At 47.4% G+C, this 18106-nt stretch carries 19 protein-coding genes; 14 read left to right on the top strand and 5 right to left on the bottom strand.

From position 1 onward, the window contains the following. The 3 genes from ACKTR5_RS11025 to ACKTR5_RS11015 form a co-directional block, all read left to right on the top strand. The coding region (locus ACKTR5_RS11025) for an IS3 family transposase (RefSeq protein WP_407881518.1) at positions 1–127 on the top strand (127 nt) is incomplete at its 5' end. A 216-nt stretch (positions 128–343) separates the two neighbouring features. Beyond that, a complete protein-coding gene (locus ACKTR5_RS11020; protein ID WP_407881516.1) occupies positions 344–1348 on the top strand; it encodes an NAD(P)/FAD-dependent oxidoreductase in 1005 nt (334 codons plus the stop codon). 3 nt (positions 1349–1351) lie between these two features. Beyond that, a complete protein-coding gene (locus ACKTR5_RS11015) occupies positions 1352–1576 on the top strand; it encodes a hypothetical protein (RefSeq protein WP_407881515.1) in 225 nt (74 codons plus the stop codon). A 72-nt stretch (positions 1577–1648) separates the two neighbouring features. Here the strand turns inward: ACKTR5_RS11015 and ACKTR5_RS11010 are convergent, their stop codons facing one another. Beyond that, positions 1649–2206 carry a hypothetical protein gene (locus tag ACKTR5_RS11010; RefSeq protein WP_407881513.1) on the bottom strand — a complete coding sequence of 186 codons (558 nt, stop codon included), beginning with the start codon at positions 2204–2206 and terminating at the stop codon, positions 1649–1651. 260 nt (positions 2207–2466) lie between these two features. Here ACKTR5_RS11010 and lepB point away from each other — a divergent pair, with 260 nt between their 5' ends. After that, positions 2467–3084: a signal peptidase I gene (gene lepB / locus ACKTR5_RS11005; protein WP_407881511.1), complete on the top strand. Its 618-nt coding sequence runs from the start codon at positions 2467–2469 to the stop codon at positions 3082–3084. Between the two features lie 70 nt (positions 3085–3154). Here lepB and ACKTR5_RS11000 read toward each other — a convergent pair whose 3' ends face one another. Then, positions 3155–5242 carry an LTA synthase family protein gene (locus ACKTR5_RS11000; protein WP_407881510.1) on the bottom strand — a complete coding sequence of 696 codons (2088 nt, stop codon included), beginning with the start codon at positions 5240–5242 and terminating at the stop codon, positions 3155–3157. Between the two features lie 248 nt (positions 5243–5490). Here ACKTR5_RS11000 and ACKTR5_RS10995 point away from each other — a divergent pair, with 248 nt between their 5' ends. The 6 genes from ACKTR5_RS10995 (at position 5491) to ACKTR5_RS10970 (ending at position 9963) form a co-directional block, all read left to right on the top strand. Continuing rightward, positions 5491–6147, top strand: a complete 657-nt coding sequence (locus ACKTR5_RS10995) for a histidine phosphatase family protein (protein ID WP_407881509.1) — start codon at positions 5491–5493, stop codon at positions 6145–6147. Between the two features lie 23 nt (positions 6148–6170). Continuing rightward, positions 6171–6656 (top strand): GNAT family N-acetyltransferase, encoded by a 486-nt coding sequence (locus ACKTR5_RS10990; RefSeq protein WP_407881507.1) that lies wholly within the window; start codon positions 6171–6173, stop codon positions 6654–6656. 35 nt (positions 6657–6691) lie between these two features. Next, positions 6692–7156 (top strand): MerR family transcriptional regulator, encoded by a 465-nt coding sequence (locus tag ACKTR5_RS10985; RefSeq protein WP_407881505.1) that lies wholly within the window; start codon positions 6692–6694, stop codon positions 7154–7156. Beyond that, the gene (locus tag ACKTR5_RS10980) at positions 7153–7776 is read left to right on the top strand and encodes a TMEM175 family protein (protein WP_407881504.1); all 624 of its coding nucleotides are present in this window, start codon (positions 7153–7155) and stop codon (positions 7774–7776) included. Before ACKTR5_RS10985 ends, ACKTR5_RS10980 begins: the two co-directional genes overlap by 4 nt. Positions 7777–7788: 12 nt before the next feature. Further along, positions 7789–8766 carry a linear amide C-N hydrolase gene (locus tag ACKTR5_RS10975; protein ID WP_407881502.1) on the top strand — a complete coding sequence of 326 codons (978 nt, stop codon included), beginning with the start codon at positions 7789–7791 and terminating at the stop codon, positions 8764–8766. Positions 8767–9027: 261 nt separating this feature from the next. After that, positions 9028–9963, top strand: coding sequence for a nitronate monooxygenase (locus tag ACKTR5_RS10970; RefSeq protein WP_407881500.1), 936 nt, complete (start codon positions 9028–9030; stop codon positions 9961–9963). Positions 9964–10027: 64 nt separating this feature from the next. Here ACKTR5_RS10970 and ACKTR5_RS10965 read toward each other — a convergent pair whose 3' ends face one another. The 3 genes from ACKTR5_RS10965 to ACKTR5_RS10955 form a co-directional block, all read right to left on the bottom strand. Then, positions 10028–11002, bottom strand: a complete 975-nt coding sequence (locus ACKTR5_RS10965) for a TMEM175 family protein (protein ID WP_407881498.1) — start codon at positions 11000–11002, stop codon at positions 10028–10030. Between the two features lie 41 nt (positions 11003–11043). Then, positions 11044–11973 carry a DNA/RNA non-specific endonuclease gene (locus tag ACKTR5_RS10960; protein WP_407881496.1) on the bottom strand — a complete coding sequence of 310 codons (930 nt, stop codon included), beginning with the start codon at positions 11971–11973 and terminating at the stop codon, positions 11044–11046. A 220-nt stretch (positions 11974–12193) separates the two neighbouring features. Further along, positions 12194–14902, bottom strand: a complete 2709-nt coding sequence (locus tag ACKTR5_RS10955) for an HAD-IC family P-type ATPase (protein WP_407881494.1) — start codon at positions 14900–14902, stop codon at positions 12194–12196. Positions 14903–15220: 318 nt separating this feature from the next. Between ACKTR5_RS10955 and ACKTR5_RS10950 the strand changes: the two genes are divergently transcribed. From ACKTR5_RS10950 to ACKTR5_RS10935, 4 genes are all read left to right on the top strand, one after another. Further along, positions 15221–16591 (top strand): FAD-dependent oxidoreductase, encoded by a 1371-nt coding sequence (locus tag ACKTR5_RS10950; protein ID WP_407881492.1) that lies wholly within the window; start codon positions 15221–15223, stop codon positions 16589–16591. Between the two features lie 63 nt (positions 16592–16654). Beyond that, on the top strand, positions 16655–16990 hold the full coding sequence (locus ACKTR5_RS10945) for a hypothetical protein (RefSeq protein WP_407881491.1): 336 nt from the start codon (positions 16655–16657) through the stop codon (positions 16988–16990). Positions 16991–17142: 152 nt separating this feature from the next. Further along, positions 17143–17862 (top strand): hypothetical protein, encoded by a 720-nt coding sequence (locus ACKTR5_RS10940; RefSeq protein WP_407881489.1) that lies wholly within the window; start codon positions 17143–17145, stop codon positions 17860–17862. A 20-nt stretch (positions 17863–17882) separates the two neighbouring features. Continuing rightward, positions 17883–18106, top strand: a 224-nt coding sequence (locus ACKTR5_RS10935) for a transposase (RefSeq protein WP_407881488.1), incomplete at its 3' end; no start/stop codon positions are given.

Genomic DNA, 18106 nt, shown 5'->3' with positions numbered 1-18106 from the left:
ATACGCAAATGCCTCAGAGCTAACCAAAGCAATCGATTCCTGGATTAATTATTACAATCAAAAGCGAATTCAAATAAAATTAGGCGGTCAAGCACCACTCGATTTCGAGCGGCAATTAACTGCCTAATTAACAAAACTATTTAGTTCCAACTTTTTGGGTAAACGTCACTGTGGGATTAACCCGCGGTCGCTGTCTTTTTTTTGAAATGAACGTGGTCGCCCATCAGGTGATGGAATGCTGTATACTCAATGTCATGGTGGCAACATGAGTTAACCGGTTGCGTAAACGTCAGAATCGGGTACAATGACCAACATTAAGATCATTTTAGACGGAGTAAAAATAATGAGCGAAGAAATGTACGATTTAACCATCATTGGTGGTGGCCCAGTGGGGATGTTTGCCGCCTTTTATGCGGGATTACAGGAACTGCATACGCAGGTTATCGAGAGTATGCCAGCCGTTGGGGGACAAATTGCCGCACTATACCCAGAAAAGCAAATTCTTGATGTGGCTGGTTTTTCCGGTGTTACGGGTGAACAATTAATCAGCAAGTTGCATCAGCAGTTAACTGAGTTTCCAGTGGACATCAAGACGGGCACGACCGTGACGAACGTTAGTGGCCAGCTGGGCGATTTTACGGTAACGACAGACCAAGGCGTGACCCACAGCAAGACGGTCTTGATTACAACGGGGAACGGTGCGTTTACACCACGGCCATTAGCAGTGGAAAACGCGGCGACGTTTGAAAATAAAAACTTGTGGTACTTTATGCCAAAGCTTGATCATTTTCGGGGGCATTCCGTGATGGTTGCCGGAGGTGGGGATGCCGCGATCGACATCGCCCTGATGCTTGAACCGGTAGCCAGCCAGGTGTACCTCATGCACCGGCGGAATGAATTTCGGGCGTTGCCACACAACGTGACAAAATTGGCGGAATCTAGCGTTGAACAGGTCACGCCATACTTGGCGCAAGCCTTAACGGCCACCGCTAATGACCGGGTCACCGTGGACTTGAAGGAAATGAAAACAGACAATCACCGGGAATTGACCGTGGATGACTTAGTCGTCAACTTTGGCTTTGTGTCGGACCATAGTGTGTTTGAAAACTGGACGCTTCAGTTTGATCAATACCGGCAGCAAGTGGCGGTTGATTCCAGTATGAAGACCAGTGTAGACGGTGTTTATGCGGCTGGTGACACAGCTAATTATGAAGGAAAAGTGGCCCTGATTGCGACAGGCTTTGGAGAAGCGGCCACGGCCGTCCATGCGGCGGCATTTGCAGCCAATCCGCAACATCGCGGACCAGTACACAGCACATCAGTTCATTTGCCAAAACAGGAGGGCTAAGTCATGCGTCAACAGCCAAGTCAAAAATCACAAATGACAAGTTTGATCTTTGTCATGATTCTATGGATTGCATTATTAATTTGGACAGGATACAACACTGTGATGTTGTACCAAAAGGGCGGGACTGGCGACTGGCACATGTGGGTGTCTGCCGCCATCTTCCTGTGGAGTTGCTTTGAATTGGGCCGTGATGGTGTCCGAATTCAAGCGCTACGGCGTCAAAAATAAGTTAGTATGGTAACGAAAAACACCTCCATGTGTGGCTTTTGCACACATGGAGGTGTTTTGTGTCATGCAGGATTAGACGCGCCGAATCTTACCAACCGCGATGGGGAGGGTAACGTGGGCGTCGTAGTCACCAACAGCACCGGCCACAGAGGCAGGCAGTGCTAGTGTGTCAGGAACACCGTGGATGTAAACGACCCGTTTGTCGAGAGCCAATGTTTGATCCTTGAAAACATCGCTAAACTGCTGATTGATGGCGGCTAACGGAACTTTTTGAACGTAATCAAAGTGACCGTGAGCGTCTGAAACGGGGTATGTATCCGTCGGAATGTTCATCGTTTCAGGGGCGTCGTTGAAGGGGACCATTGTGGTTCCTGAAACAACACCTGTTTCAATCAAATCAACGTACCCGTCACCATTAACGTCTTGTGCCTGGGTTGCAACGGCGGCATCTTGACCATCTTCAAACCCGTGGAAATGCTCCCAGTGCTGTGTGTTAGCGGGGGTGTCATCCATGGTGATGGCAATGGTGAGCGTATCACCTTCAACGGTAAACGTTGCCTTGCCATGGGCAGCTGTTCCAATCTTCTCGGCGTTTAATGGGGTAATGTCTGCTTCAAAACGTTCAGTCATCGTGTTAGCTTCCTTTCAATTGTGGACAAGTGATTTTAAAAGCGCCCTCAGTATACCGAGGGCGGTTTGATCACGCAATGATTAAGGCTGGTGCTTCATTTACTTAACTAAATGAGTCATTTAGGTGAAAAAAGATAAAAGATTGTTATTGCGACACCTTTCAACTACCCGTTTACCCAAAAAAGTTAGTATAATGTCAGTAATGACGGTTTTGGGGTGACGCGAAACTTGCACTACCGGCATGAGACAATTGAGAGGATGTGTCTAACATCAAAAAAGTAATGGGTTGGATTTGGCCAATCATCATTGGGGTTTTATTAGCGGTCCTTGTTCAGTGGCTCTTCGTCGCGCATGTTCGCGTTGATGGACCATCGATGGAACCAAATTTACAGAACAATGAAAAAGTGTGGGCGTTTAAGCAGTCCAAGATCAAGCACAACAGTGTGATCGTTTTTAATGCGTACGGCGTTGATCCACAAGCAACGGATCATAGCATCAAGTACGTTAAGCGGGTCATCGGCTTACCAGGCGATACAATTAGTTATCATGCCGACGGAAAGCTCTACATTAACGGAAAGCTGGCAGATCAGTCTTACATCAGTAAGCGCGAACAGTTATCCGGGACATTAGGACCGCTTCCTCATTCAGGATCAAACTACAAAGGCTTTACGCTGAGCAGTTTGAGCTATGACGAAAATTGGACCAAGAATATTGGTGCCACGAAGGTTCCAAAGAACATGTACTTTGTTCTAGGGGATCACCGGTCTGTTTCAAATGACAGTCGGTACTACGGCTTTGTGCCAAAGAGCAAGGTTGTCGGGGTCGTTAAGGCGTACCCGTGGGCCGCACATCATACTGAAATTAATAGTTTCAAGTAAGCAAAAACGGCTGATTTCCCATTGGGAAGTCAGCCGTTTTAATTTGGCGCGCTTGAGCCATAGATTCAGTTTACTGGCCCTTACTGTTTACTTCGGGGGCGTTGGTATGATACAAGTCTTCAATTGATTTATTGCCGTTTTGACTAAAGAGCGATGTGCTCCCAATGCCACGGTCTTGTTCAATCTTTTCGGCTTGCTGGAGTCCCTTTGTGTACTTGTATTTGCTTGGCTCAACGGCGGTAAAGCCGGTTGGATCATAGAAGCGTAGGAGGTTTTTCTGGTTTAACGAATCAGAGAGGCTCAGTTCCTTCGATACTTTAGCTTGATCAGCTTCGACCTTCTTTTTCTGGGCGTCCGTTAAATCAGCCTGTCTTCCGGTGTTGTTGTCGTAAATGGTTCCAGAAATCGAGGTGTACTTTGGTGTGACAAAGTCTTGATTCCGGAAGGCAACGACCTGATCGTGGTCCTTTGAGAACAGGTCTGTCCCAAACTGAACGTACTGTTTGGTGCCGACACCAAGCAGGTGCATGATGGTTGGTTCAACGTCAATCTCGCCGCCGTACTGGTGTTCAATTTTTCCGTGACCATTGCCCGGAATGTGGACCATGAAGGGCACCCGTTGAAGCTGGGCGTTATCAAAGCTGGACCAATCATCGGGATTCTTGCCAAGGACACTGGCTAAGCTCTTGTTTTCAGAGTTAGAAATGCCGTAGTGGTCTCCGTAGATCACGATCATTGAGTTGTTGTACAACCCGGAGGATTTTAAGAAGTTAAACAATTCTTCTACGGATTGATCAAGGTAATGTTCCGTGACAAAGTAGTTGTTAACCACGGAGCTATCAGTATCAGTGGTTTTGAAATCAGGATCCTGATCTTCCTTATCAAGGTCAAACGGGAAGTGGTTCGTGACGGTCAAATACTTCACGTAGAACGGTTGCTGTAAGTGTTGAAGGTACTTAACGGAATCGTCAAACAGTAACTTGTCCTTTAACCCATAACCCATGGAACGACTGCCGCTGGTATTGTAGTATTCCTGAGCAAAGAAATATTGATAACCAAGGTTTGGATAAACGTTGTTCCGGTTCCAGAAACTTGGGACGTTTCCGTGGAACACCGCCGTTGTGTAATGTTCTGGTGATTGCTCCAAAATGGCCGGTGCGGCTTGGAATGTTTCGTCAGAGCCAAGCTGAGCGAACAGGGAACCCTGCGGTAAGCCGTAGGTGCTTGTTTCAAGCATGTTTTCAGCATCGGAGGTCTTCCCTTGGCCGACCTGGTGGAAGAAGTTATCAAAGGCGTAGGTATCCTTTGAATGGTAAATGCTGTTTAAAAACGGCGTAACTTCTTTCCCGTTGACCTTTCGATCAATTGAAAACTGTTGGAAACTCTCCAAGTGGATCACAATCACATTGCGCCCCTTGGCGGCACCATACATGGAACTATTTGGGGCCGCATAGTGTGACTGAGTGAAGTCCGTGACCGTTTTGAGCTCTGACTTCGTGGCCGCAGCGCGCATCGCGGAGGTGTGCCATGCGCTGGCGCCATCGAAGGCGGTGAAAAAGTCGAGGCCCAGGTACTTAACCACGTAGGTCCGGTCAAACGTTCTGGTCATGAGCTGTGAACGATCCACTTCACCGAGGGCCAAGTTTGCCATGATAAACATAATCGCAAATGAAGTCATCGCAAAGCCAGTCTTCTTGGGAAGAGCGAGTTTATCGAACTTCAACCAGCGGAAAAGGTATAGCAAGACTAAGACGACTAGGTCTGCCCAGAAGAAGACGTCGTGCGGCATTGTGAGCGCCAACGAACTCCCGGAGAGCCCCTGGTTGACCTTATCGTACCCGGTCATGGTGGAAACGGTCATAAAGTCCGTAAACTCACGGAAGTAAATGACGTTGAGGTATAACAATAGTGTGTTTAACACATAGGTAACACCCAGAATTGGGTAAAAGAAGCGTGCTCGACGCGCATAAAAAGCAAGGCCGAAGAGCAGCAAACTGGTCCCAATGGGATTGATGATCATGACGAACCCTGCCAACGGATCACCAACACTTAGATGGAAATCCATTGTGTAGGCCAACATTGTTTTGGCCCAAAAAACGAACACAAGTAGCCAGAAGAGACCAATTCTGGTATTCAATTTCGATTGCAACTTACGCATGAAGCTCCGTTCCTTTTCATAATGAATGTAACAGTAATAAGGCTAAAAGCATATGACCTAGTGTACCACGATGCTTTGATACGATGAACTATGTAAAAAGTCACCTTACATAAACTTTAACCGGTCTTAAAGACTAAATGCGGGGGTGGTGTCGTGTATAATAAAAGGAACGGTAACCATCGTTTTTAGGATGATTAGCAATCAGCAACGAGAAAAATGTCGTTCATGTAAAAAAAGGAGTGGTTCAGATGGCAGCAGTTAACCTTTATTTAGTGCGTCACGGACAAACATACTTTAATATTTACAATAAATTGCAGGGGTGGAGTAATTCACCACTGACCGAAAAGGGGTTGGCGGATGCCGCCACTGCTGGACAACGGCTGGCTAATGTGTCATTTGCGGCAGCTTACTGTTCAGACACCACCCGTGCCCAGCAGACGGCCGCAACGATTTTGGCGGCAAACCACGTGACAAACGTGACTCATGCGCAAAGCAGCCCGTTTTTTAGGGAACAGTTTTACGGGTCGTTTGAAGGGGACAACATGAATTACGTTTGGGATCAGGTTGGCCGTCCGCATGGGTTGACCAGTTTTAAGGAAATTGTGGCTGAGCATTCCATTGCGACTGCAAAGGACATGATGAAGGCCGTTGATCCGTTTCATGATGCTGAAAATAATGAAGAGTACTGGCACCGGGTGGATCAAGGTTTCGAATTGATCCGGCATAATGCAGATTTAGCTGACGGTGATAATGTGTTGGTGATTAGTCACGGCAACACACTGTTAAGTTTGATGGAACGCTTTGGCAACGGAAAATTTGATCTGAGTGTGCGCCCCAAAAACGGGAGTATCACGCGGTTATCAATGGATGATAAACAGATTCAAGTGATGGGTTACAACGAATAAAACGGTAAAGGTAGGCAGAGTGAATGAGTTTATTGCATTGGGGTAAAAAGAAGCGGGACAAACAGTTGGTCATTAAGACCCAAAAAGGGGACGCCGGGCAAGTGTATAACGACGCTGTGGCCGTTCGCTTAGCAGTCTTTGTGGATGAACAAGGAATTGATAAGGAGTTGGAACTAGACGGTGAGGACGTGCATGCCGTTCACTACGTGGGGTATAACCACGAGGCACCAGTTGTAACGGCGCGGACGAAACGCTTGGATCGGAATATTCTTCAAGTTCAACGGGTTGCCACCATCGACTGGGCAAGACACCGTGGTTACGCGATTGAGTTATTGAACCAGATTATTGAAGATGCCAAGGCGGATGGCTACAAATCCATTTATTTAGAGGCTCAGGAAACGGCCGTGAGCTTTTATGCGAAGCAGTCCTTCGAAGCGTATGGACAACCATTCTTGGAGGCAAATATTTGGCACCGGAAAATGCTGTTGGAATTTGATCCAGAAAGTTAACCGGATGTCAGGATCAGTGTGAAGGCGGTAAAGTTATGGCACAACCAAGTTTACGAAGCATGAGTAACGGGAAGATTTTCAGCACGGCAAACTTGATCTTTGGAATCGGTGAGTTGAGCAAGATGACGGGGACGTCAACCAGACAGCTCCGTTATTGGGAATCGAAAGGATACTTACAATCAAAAGAACGAATCGATGAAAAGGCGGCCCGCGAATATGGGTATGATGCTTTTTTAAAGGCATCAGGCATCAAGCTGATGCTGGATGAGGGCTACACGCTGGCAGCTTCCGTTGAGCGCACGGAGGTCCTAATGAACGAAGCAAAGGGCATTCGTAATTTCTTGCTGGATGCCTACCACGGCATGGTGACGGAGAATGGTCACCACGTGTTGGACCTTGGGTACTTTGATCAGGCGCATACAAAACGACTGTTTGCGTACAGTGAAGACCACACGATTCATTATGAAGTTCGTGATGAGACAGGTGGGACAAGTAAATGATGATTTCAAAAACGCGGTTAGAAGCGTTTAGTGATGGCGTTTTTGCCATTTTAATTACAATTTTAGTGTTAGAGTTTCACGTCCCCAATTATCACCAGGGACACCTTGCCCAAGCGATTGTTGAACAGTGGCCAGAATTTTTAGCGTACATTGTTTCGTACTTTTACGTCGGCACGTTGTGGCTTTTTCATCATGATTATTTTGTCATGTTGAAGGCGATCGATCGTAATATGAACCTCATCAACCTGTTGTCCATGTTCAGTGTGACGCTGTTGGATTATCCAATGAGCCTTGTCGCCACTGCGCTCGCCGGACGAAATGAGGCGGACATTCGGGTGGCCTTCATGATTTATTCTGCGGTAGCGTTCATGATCTCCGCAGTTTATTACCTGATGTACCACTATTTGGCGGGGCACCAAGAGCTCCTTGATCGAGATCACTTTGTCCTGAACTTTCGGATCAAACGTGATCCAATCTGGTCGATGATTTTGTATGGATTAGCCATTATAAGTTCAATGTGGAACATTTGGGTTGGCGGGTTGCTCTTGCTGGCGGGCATTATTTTCCACTTCATTGCCTACCTTCATTTAAGTCGGATTCGTCGGCGTAATGCCGCGTAAACGGAGAAAACGATGTGTACAAGTATTTTTCAAATTGCGTGTGACGGGACCCATGTGCTGTCGCGCACCATGGACTGGCCGGTGCTGGCTAACCAACCAGCGTTTATTCCAAGAAATTATCAATGGGAAAGCGATTTTGATGGTCAAACACACACCAATCGTTATGCGATGGTGGGCAGTGCCTTTCAGGATGGTCACAGAATCGACCTTTCGGATGGCGTTAACGAATGGGGACTGACGGCACAAAAGCTGACGTTTGCAAACGGGGCGGAACTTGCTGTCTCACGTCGCGATGATCGGGTGCAGTTAGCCCCGTATGAATTTGTGTTCTGGTTACTTGGGCAGTTTCGTTCCGTTGATGAAGTGATTGACCATCTGGCGGACGTTCAATTAATGGCGGCAACGTACAGTAATCGTGATTACGGTCGGCCAGAGCTGCACTTTGCGGTGGCGGACCGGACGGGGAAGATGGTGGCCATTGAACCAACGACGATCCCGATGCGTGTGGTGGCTGATCCACTGGGAATTTTGACGAACGTTCCAAACTTTGAGCGTGAGCTAGACCGGTTGGGCCAGTACGTGACGTTTACGCCTGATTTCTTGGCGGGCACGGTCCCACTGAACACCCCGAAGGTGACGACGGGAAACTTATCTGGGAAAGCCATTCCACCGGGTTCATACAGTCCATCATCCCGGTTTGTTCGGGCGGCATACTTCAAGGAACGGGCGGATCAACCAGCTGACGAAGCGGCAGCGATTGTCAGCAGTTGGCGGTTGCTAGATGGTGTGGCCGTTCCAAAGAATACGGATCATCAACAAACGTATTCGGTGTACCGGGCGGCGGCCGTGTGTGAGAGTCGGACACTGTATTTTGAACCCTACCATCGGGGGGCACTCGTTAAGCTACAGTTAACGACGGAAATGCTCTCATGGACGACCCCCGTTTTTTATCCGGTCGCGGATGAATTAACGGTAATGTCGTTAAATTAATTAAAAAGTGGTTCACTTGCTGACAGAATTGTTGGGGCGGTGAACCATTTTTTTGTGGTGATTATTGGCTACATGCCTGTAAATACTGAAAGCGATTACTTATTGAAGCCACCGCGGTTTAATAATAGTGGTGGCATCTGTTGTGGAACGTGCTATATTTGAATTAAATGGTCTTTGCGGTAACAGAATGGATTCGAAAGCGAACTGGAACAAACGCTGGGCCTAATGACAAACGACCGATTGAAAAGTGAGGAATAAGAAATGACAGCGCTGACAGATATTCTGGGAACAAAATATCCACTCATTCAGGGATCAATGGCACGAATTTCACGACATGAATTGGTGATCGCCGTTTCAAATGGCGGTGGCTTAGGCGTTTTAACGTCTGCGGGCTTTAATAAAGAGGAATTACGCAATGAAATTCGGCTGATTCAAATGGGGACGAGTAAACCGTTTGCGGTCAATTTGATGCTGATGATGGATAATATTCCAGATATGGTTGACGTTATCATTGAAGAACGGGTTCCAATCGTTATGACGGGGGCAGGAACGCCTAAGCCGTACATGCCGGCGCTAACCGCTGCGGGGATAAAGGTGATTCCGGTGATCCCATCTGTCAAAATTGCTCAAAAGATGGCGGAACTTGGTGCCGTTGCTGTCGTCGCAGAAGGTATGGAATCTGGTGGTCACATTGGTGCAACGACAACGATGGCACTGGTTCCTCAGGTGGCCTCAGCCGTTGATATTCCGGTTATTGCTGCCGGCGGGATTGCTGATGGTCGGGGAATCGCGGCGGCCTATGCACTTGGTGCGCAAGGGGTTCAGCTGGGAACACGCTTTTTAGCCGCAAACGAAACACCCATCCCAGAAACGTTTAAACAGGCTGTCTTGGCGGCAGATGATACAGCCACCACGGTAACGGGGCAACGCTTTGGAGCACCAGTTCGGGCGATTAAAAATCCACTGACGGAAAAATACTTAGAATTAGAAAATGCGGGGGCCTCACGGGAACAATTAGAAACGTTGGCGTTAGGGTCCTTATCGAAGGCCGTGTTTGAGGGTGACGTGGCGCATGATTCCGTGATGGCGGGTGAAATTGCCGGTATGGTGACGGAAGAACGGCCCGTGGCGGAGATCATTAGCGACCTCTTTACTGAAGCGGCGGCTGTTATTCAAACGCTGAAGATCAATGATTAAGCGTCACACTGTAAAATCGATTCAAACAAAAAACCACTTTTCCCTTAGGAAAAGTGGTTTTTTGCTAGTTTGAGTGATGTTGCTGATCATTGTGGCGTTGGTGCCGTTGCTCTTTAAACCATTTTGCCCACTGTTCGCGCTGTTCCTCGGTGGGCCGGTACCCGTGCTTGATTTTCTGTTGCATTTCCGGATCGACGTTTTGATCTAGCCACTGTTGCCAATGGCGTTGACGATCGCCGTGGGGTGCTTGTTCCTGTGTTTGAGGTGCCACCGTTTTAACGGGAGCTGACTCAGGTGTTGCTGGCGTTGTTGGCGCCGCAGTTTCGACAGGGGCTGCCGCGACGTTCGACTGGGCTAGCGCAGCGATTTTATCATGTTGTTCACGGAAGGCTTTCCGATCAGCCGTAGAAAAATCAAGAAACTCTGCCCGTTGTGCTTCTGTGAGCTGTTCAACATCGTACATTTCCTGACGGTCACTACTGTTACTGAGAAAATTCCAGATTGGGTAGATGAGGTAAAGAATGATCGCCCACGCAGGCTTAAAGTAGGCCAGAATAATGGTGACAACACTGAGACCGTTTAAAATGCGGTTATTGTAGCCGTAAATTTTGACGTAGACCTTGGCCATATCCGTTTTATCCGTGTATCGAAAGTGGACGATTGCCCGACTAAGGTAGCGGAAAAACGCGCCGACGATAAACGAAAGGACGCCGTAAGCCATTACCGTGATGCGTGTTGTGTGGCCCGCCATCATGCCGGTGAGGAGTGGAATTAATGAAAGTGATGCTAAAAAGAGAAAATCTAAGATCAAGATTCGGTAAGTCATCGTTTTAATCTCATTGAAAACAGTTGCGTGTTGGTACCACATGTTTGCAATGTAAAAGAAACTGATGGGGTAGATCCCGATTTCTTTGCCAAGGACGAGGTAGGCCGCCGAATTATCGGAAACAACCGCGTGAATGTTTAGAACCATGATCGTAATGATGATTGAGATGATGTCATCACTGAACGAGTCGAGGCGTGTTTTTAATTTTTCCATGTGGTGGAGCCTCCAGAAAGGATTCTAACGAATAAGCGTGGTTATGAACCGGTTGTCCAACTCCCAGTGGCATAATTAATGGTTGCTCCGGCTTGGTTGTTGAAAACGTAAACGTTAATGTTAAGACCAGCGCCGTCATCCGTTGCACTAATGGCCTGGACGTGAGTGCCGCGGGGAACCAGTTCTGATCCTTGATAAAGCGGCGTAACAACGTAATAAACGGGGATGTTGGGGCGATTCCGGACAAAGGTTCGAATCGCAGTTTCTGCGTAGGCCATCCCGCCGGCTGTGCTGGTGCTCCGCCCGTTAGTCCCGACGTTTTGGGCCCGGGTGCCCGTTGTTAAGTTTGCCCGTTGCATGATGGCATTACTAGATGTTGCACCGCCACCGAGGTTTCCCACCAATGACCAAGCGAGGGTGTGGGACCGGTTGTAGAAGTAGCCACGGTAGCCGGTCAGTTGAGCGATCCGGTTGTTGCCCTTGTAGCCGGAAGGATCGGCACTTTCGGCAAATGGCGGCCGTTTCATTTTAGAAGTTGCGTTAACAGAATCATAGGTAACGAGCGCTTGACCGGCGCCACTCCGGCCGAGGCTGTCGAGAGGATCAACACTGTACCAAGCGTTCCCGTTACTATGGTTAACGGCATCCTTAATTTGCAGTTTTGTGAGGGTCGCTTTTCCCAAGTTGGCATAATTTTCGGGGTATTTTTTTGCATCAAAGGTGAGCGCTAACAGCTGACTGTCAGTTGCGTCCTGGGGAACTTTGGCGCCCTTTGCAGTGGCGGCTGGCGTTGCCTTAGTAAGCTTAGCCGCCGAGTTGGTGATTTTGTGCGTGACCGATTTCACGCCCGTTGCGTGAACCAACGGTGTGAGCGTCTGGGGATGAGCGTGAAGATAATAACCGCCCAGAACAATGATGAGGGTGGTTAACAGGGTGAAGAATTTATGTTGTGTGCGTGATCGTTTTTTCATGAGTTTATCCTTTATGTTTTAGTTCAACACTTTATTTTACATTAGAACGGATGTTCGCGGTAGGCCTTCTGCATAAATCTAACGTGAAGTTGGTCTGCGAGTTTGATCTGGCTATACTGTGAAAACAAAACCGGCTGGGTCCCAATTTTTAGGGAACCAGCCGGTTTGCATTAATGGTTATTCTAAATGGTGGAACGTGAATCTGTTTTCCATCTGAGAATTACAAGCGTGAGCGATGTTGCTTCCGTGCGTGAAGCAGTCGGAGCCCCTTATCTGCTTCGGTCACAATGAGGGTAACCAAGCCGGCAAGAATTGCAATGCCCCACTGAGCCCAGGACATCGGGCCCGTTTGGAAGACGTCCTGCATGAATGGGATGTAGGCTTGGGCCGCTTGAAGAACCAGCAGAAGGCCAATGACAACAAAGGCCATCGGGTTGCTCCACAAATTGCGCGACAAGGCGAGGTGGGGCGTCCGAATGTTAAACAGGTAGAAGATTTTCCCCATGATGATGACGTTGACCGTGATGGTGCTGGCAATTACATGGCTAACCCCACTGTTGGTCAGCCAATCAAAGCACCATAACCCCATGGCGGCGATTAAAACAGAAACGTACATCATCTGGAACACATCGTGGCGATTCATCAACGCTGTCCCGGTCTTTCGTGGCGGTCGGTGCATGATCCCGGTCTCTTCTGGTTCGAAAATGAACGCAAACTGAATCGTGACGGCAGAGACCATGTTGATCCACAATAACTGGGTGGGTACTAATGGTAGCTGTTGTTGCATCAAGATACTAAAGGCAACGATCAGCCCTTCAGCAAAACTGGTCGGCAACAGAAAAGCAATCGTCTTTTTAATGTTGTCGTACAACCGACGGCCCTCACGGATCGCCTTGGTCATGGTCGTAAAGTTATCATCAACCAAGATCATGTCGGCGGCATCCTTCGCGACATCGGTGCCCTTGATTCCCATGGCAACACCGATATCCGCTTGTTTTAATGCGGGTGCATCGTTAACCCCGTCACCGGTCATGGCGGTCACCTTGCCATTTTCTTGATAGGCGTTGATGATCGCTAATTTGTTGCTGGGAGTGGTCCGAGCAAAGACATCATAACGACCAATCGTCGCCTTCAATTCTTCAGGCGATAACTGATCTAATTCCGCACCGGTGATGGTGTGGATGTCGTCAGCAAGGCCGAGTTGGCGACCGATGGCGGCAGCAGTGTCAGGATGATCACCGGTGATCATTTTGACCTTCACGCCAGCTGTGCGCATTTCTTTTAGGGCGTCGATGACTTCCTCACGAGGCGGGTCAATAATCCCGACCACCCCGAGAAAGTCGATACCAGCAGCCAGAGTAGTGTGAGTGACTTCGGTGACGTTATCGTCAACAAGCTGACGACCAACGGCAACGACCCGTTTTCCTTCGGTGGTCAATGAATGAATCACATCATTCCAGTGATCAACGTTAAACGTCGGGTCCTTTGCCAGCGCCATGTCATATAGCTTGTCTGGAGCCCCCTTGATGAAGACCTCATGAGCGCCCGTTTCAGTGACATCTAGGCGGGCAATGTACCGGTAGTCAGAGTCAAACGGAATTCGGTCCAGCTCTTCATATGCTGGTGGCGTCATGCCGAGCCCCTTGTGGTAAAGCGTTAGGAACGCACCGTCTGTTGGCTCCCCGTTAAGTACCCATTGACCAGCTTCTTCCTGCAACATGGTGTCGTTGGCTTCAAAACCACTGATGAGTAATTGACGAAGAATGGGATCACTTTGGACGTCGACTGATGAATCGTGTTCTTTAATGGTCCCGGTAGGTTGGTAACCAGTCCCGGTGACCTGATAGTGATGATCGGCTGTAAAAATGTCTTGAGCGGTCATTTCATTTTTAGTTAATGTTCCCGTTTTATCGGTGGCGATGATGTCGACTGCGCCAAGTGTTTCAACGGAAGGTAAGGTTTTGACAATGGCGTGATTTTTCGCCATTTTGTTAACCCCCATCGCCAAGATGACGGATGTGGAGGCGGGGAGCCCTTCTGGTAAGGACCCAACAATCATGGTGATCACAGCCAATGCTAATGTTGGCAACGCATAGAGATGTTGCACCCAACCAAATACAAACAGAGCGATGGCAACCGCGATAATGAAGTAGGAGATCCATGTACCAAGGTGATCCAGTTCCTTCATCAAAGGTGTCTTTGTTTGTTTGGCATCAGAAACGTCGGTGGCAATTTGGCCAAGCTCGGTTGCATGGCCCGTTGCCACCACGATGCCCGTTGCACTCCCGTTGGTCACGGCAGTACTGGCATAGGCCATGTTCGTTCTGTCGGCAAGTGGCGTCAGGGGATCAGCTAATGGTGCGAAGGTTTTAAGCACCGAATCTGGTTCACCAGTGAGGGCGGCTTCCTGAATTCGAAGATTATCAGCATCAAGAATCCGTAAATCAGCTGGGACGTTATCACCCGCTTCAAGATACACGATGTCACCGACAACAAGGCCGGTGGCTGAAATGTCGGTTCGCTGGCCATCCCGAATGACGGTTGCCTCCGTGGATAGCATGGACTTGATTTTATCAAGCGCGTTACTGGCATTGACCTCCTGGAAGTAACCAATCAGGGCGTTAATGATCACGACAAGGCCAATAACCACAGCGTCGGAATAGTGGCGAATGAGCAACGTAAAGGCCGCCGCAAACAACAGGATGTAGATGATCACGTTGTTAAACTGCCGGAGAAAAATCACCCACTTGGGAGTTACTTGGGCAGTCAGTTCATTCGGACCGTTCTTGGCTAACCGGGTAGCGGCGTCATTTTCGGTTAAACCAGTGGTTGAATCACTGGCAAACGTGGTGAGAAGCGTGGCTTCTGGTTGAGTAAATACCGGACTGGGTCCGGGTTTTGCATCAGAATTTGTAACCTGTTCCTTCATGTAAACAATGTCCTCGTTAAATAAGATTTTAGTGTCATTGAGTATACCATGTTTTATGGTGAGCTTATCAAGTGAACCGTCCCTTTTAGGAGAAATAAAAGGTTAATCGGCAAATGGTTGAATTTTTAACTGGTCAAGGGGGAACAACGTTTAAAAAATCTGGTGATCAAAAAGCGCGCAATGCGGGGCTTAATCAGCGGCGTAAACCATATTTTAGAAAAGATTGCTTGCAACTTAGTTGTGTTAGTTTTATGGTTAAAGGGTAAAGATGATTAGAACTATTCTAAACCGAAACATAACACAGGAGGCTTATTGGTCATGGAAAAGACAAAAGTTGTTATTGTAGGTGCATCACATGGTGGTCATGAATCAGCAATTGAGTTACTAGATAAATATCGTGATGTTGATGTCACAATTTATGAAGCCGGTGACTTTGTTTCATTCATGTCATGTGGGATGGAATTGTTTTTAGAGGATCAGGTCACGGGCCAAGATGATGTCCGGAACTTTCGGCCAGAAGAGATCGAAAATAAGGGCGGCCATGTTTTCAATAACCACGAGGTAACGGCCATTAACGCAGACGACAAGACGGTTGCGGTAAAGAACGTTGTGTCTGGTGAAACGGAAACAGTGGCCTATGATAAATTAATTTTAAGCTCAGGGGTCACACCGACTGTTCTACCGGTTCCGGGTCATGACCTTTCAAACATTTACTTAATGCGTGGTTATGACTGGGCTAGCAAGATTAAGGCGGCCCTTTCAGATGATGCCATTAAGAATGTGGCGGTGATTGGCGCTGGTTACATCGGAATCGAAGCCACCGAAGTATTCGCCAAAGCGGGCAAGCACGTTACGCTGTTGGACATAATCGATCGGCCACTGGGGAATTACCTGAACGAGGCGCTGACGGATGTTGTGACCGATAAGTTGACGGCTGAAGGCATTACATTAGCCATGGGTGCCCACATTGACGCCTTTGAAGGGACAAATAGCGTCACTGCTGTGAAGACGTCGACCGCAAGTTATCCTGCTGATTTAGTCATCTGTGCTGCTGGTGTTAAGCCAAACACAGGGTGGTTAGCGGGGACCGTTAACCTGACGGATCGCGGGTTCATTGATGTTGATGAATACTTTAAGACAAACTTACCTGACGTTTATGCCATTGGGGATGCAGTGCTGCCGTTATCCATTCCAGCAGGAAAACCAATGCCAATTGCGCTGGCAACGACAGCCCGGCGTGAGGCACAATATCTGGTCAACCATTTATTTGAAACCACACCAGCCGTTCCATTCAAGGGTGTTGTTGGTGCCTCAGCGCTCAGTGTCTTTGACCTGCACTTTGCGGCTGCTGGTTTGAACACGTTTACGGCAGGTCGCGCAGGCATTACCGTGGCAACGAGTGACTACGAGGACACGTTGAGGCCAACGTACGTTCCTGAACGTGCTGGGAACACAACGGTTCACGTGAGTCTGACGTTTGATCCAATGACACACCAGTTGTTGGGTGGTGCAGTCCTGTCTGACTACGACATTACGGCGCAGGGCAATGTTTTAGCGTTAGCCGTGGCACAAAAGCTAACACTGGAAGATTTAGAAAGTGCTGATTTCTTCTTCCAGCCAGGATTTGATCGTCAATGGAGCCTCCTGAACTTAGCAGCGCAACATGCACTTGGCCGAGCACGGTTCTAAGTGAAATAATGAAACGCCCCATAATTGTTAGGCATACACGTCTAATAATTATGGGGCGTTTTTATGACTAAATATTCAAGAAAATTCAAAATTGAACTTGTTCATGAGCATCAATTGGGGTTCTCTTCTTACGAAATAATCGGTTTAAAGTACCGGTTTTCACTTTCAATGGTTATAAAATGGGTTTCTTGGTTTCGACACGTATCTTTAGTGAACGAGGTGCGGTTGGCTCGCCATAAGTTCAAGGATAGAAGATCGTTTTGGATGCCAAAAGAATCAACGTATGAAGTTTCAGATAAATTAATATCAATTGAAAGAGAAACATTGGTTCAGGAAAACATGAAGTTACGTGCTGAATTACATCAAGCCCTGATGGAACGTGATTCCTCAAAAGTTTAAGACTGATCGTCTTTCGCCAAAACATCAATAGTTATTAATCCGATGCGGCACACCTACAACGAAAGAAACGTTTCCCCTGAAATACTTAAAAGTATAGATACTATGGTTAAGAACATTTATAATTGAATAATTAACTTCTAGGGGGATTTATCGTGACACCTGCACATATATTTAGTTTAATAATTGTGACAATCGCCATAATTGCTATACTTTGCTTCATCGGGTTTCTTATCTGGTTGATTGTAGATTTTATAGCATTCAGAAACAAATTCAAACTCCCAATGTACTTAACTTTAGGTTCTTTGGGCGTTATTGTGATGGCGATGCTTGTTGGACATGTAACTGTTACTTCTTACGAAAATAACGGAAATGCAGATATCTGGTCCTGGCAATCTCGGAGAGTAGACAAGGTTACCCACGATGAAGCCATTGTTGCAAAAGCCTTAAACAATCCAACAGAGAAGTCTATCTACAACGGATACGTTGCTTCAGAAGATTTAGTAGTTCAAGTTAAAAAGCTTCCTGATAGCTATGCTACAAAAGACGCGCTTTCTTCCGCTCAAAACATTCAAAAGGTTATGAAAGAGGGAAAGAATGCGGGATCTAATTTTGAAGAATGGCAAGCAACTTCAATCAGTGCAGCAATCGCCAACAATTACAGAACTATCAACGGATCTTACGCCAACTTATACATGAAAACTAAAGATAGCGGAGAGGTATATGACCCAAGATCTAAGGCCATGTCGTTATACACCGCTTTAAATGAAGATGGTAAAATTAAAGCTGTATGGCGTGGGATAAACAAGTCCAGCGATTTACTCAACCAACTTGCAGATAGTGACGACAATGACGACTATGATTTAGATTACTAAAAAAACACCTCCGAGGCATTATGCTTCATGAAGTGAACCCCCAGAGTTGGACAAAATCCAACTCTGGGGGTTTTACTATGGCTAAATATAATTATGAATTTAAAGCAAAAATTGTCGCTGAATACTTAGCGGGCATTGGTAGTACGACATTGACCCACAGATACGATATTCCAAGTAGACAAACAATTATTGACTGGGTTAATAAATTTCAAACGTATGGTGTTGAAGGATTAGAAGGTACTCA

Source organism: Furfurilactobacillus entadae (assembly GCF_045862745.1).
In the GTDB taxonomy this organism is placed as follows: domain Bacteria; phylum Bacillota; class Bacilli; order Lactobacillales; family Lactobacillaceae; genus Furfurilactobacillus; species Furfurilactobacillus entadae.
The sequence above is the reverse complement of the archived record's forward strand: the minus strand, read 5'-3'. Positions and strand labels throughout refer to the sequence as shown.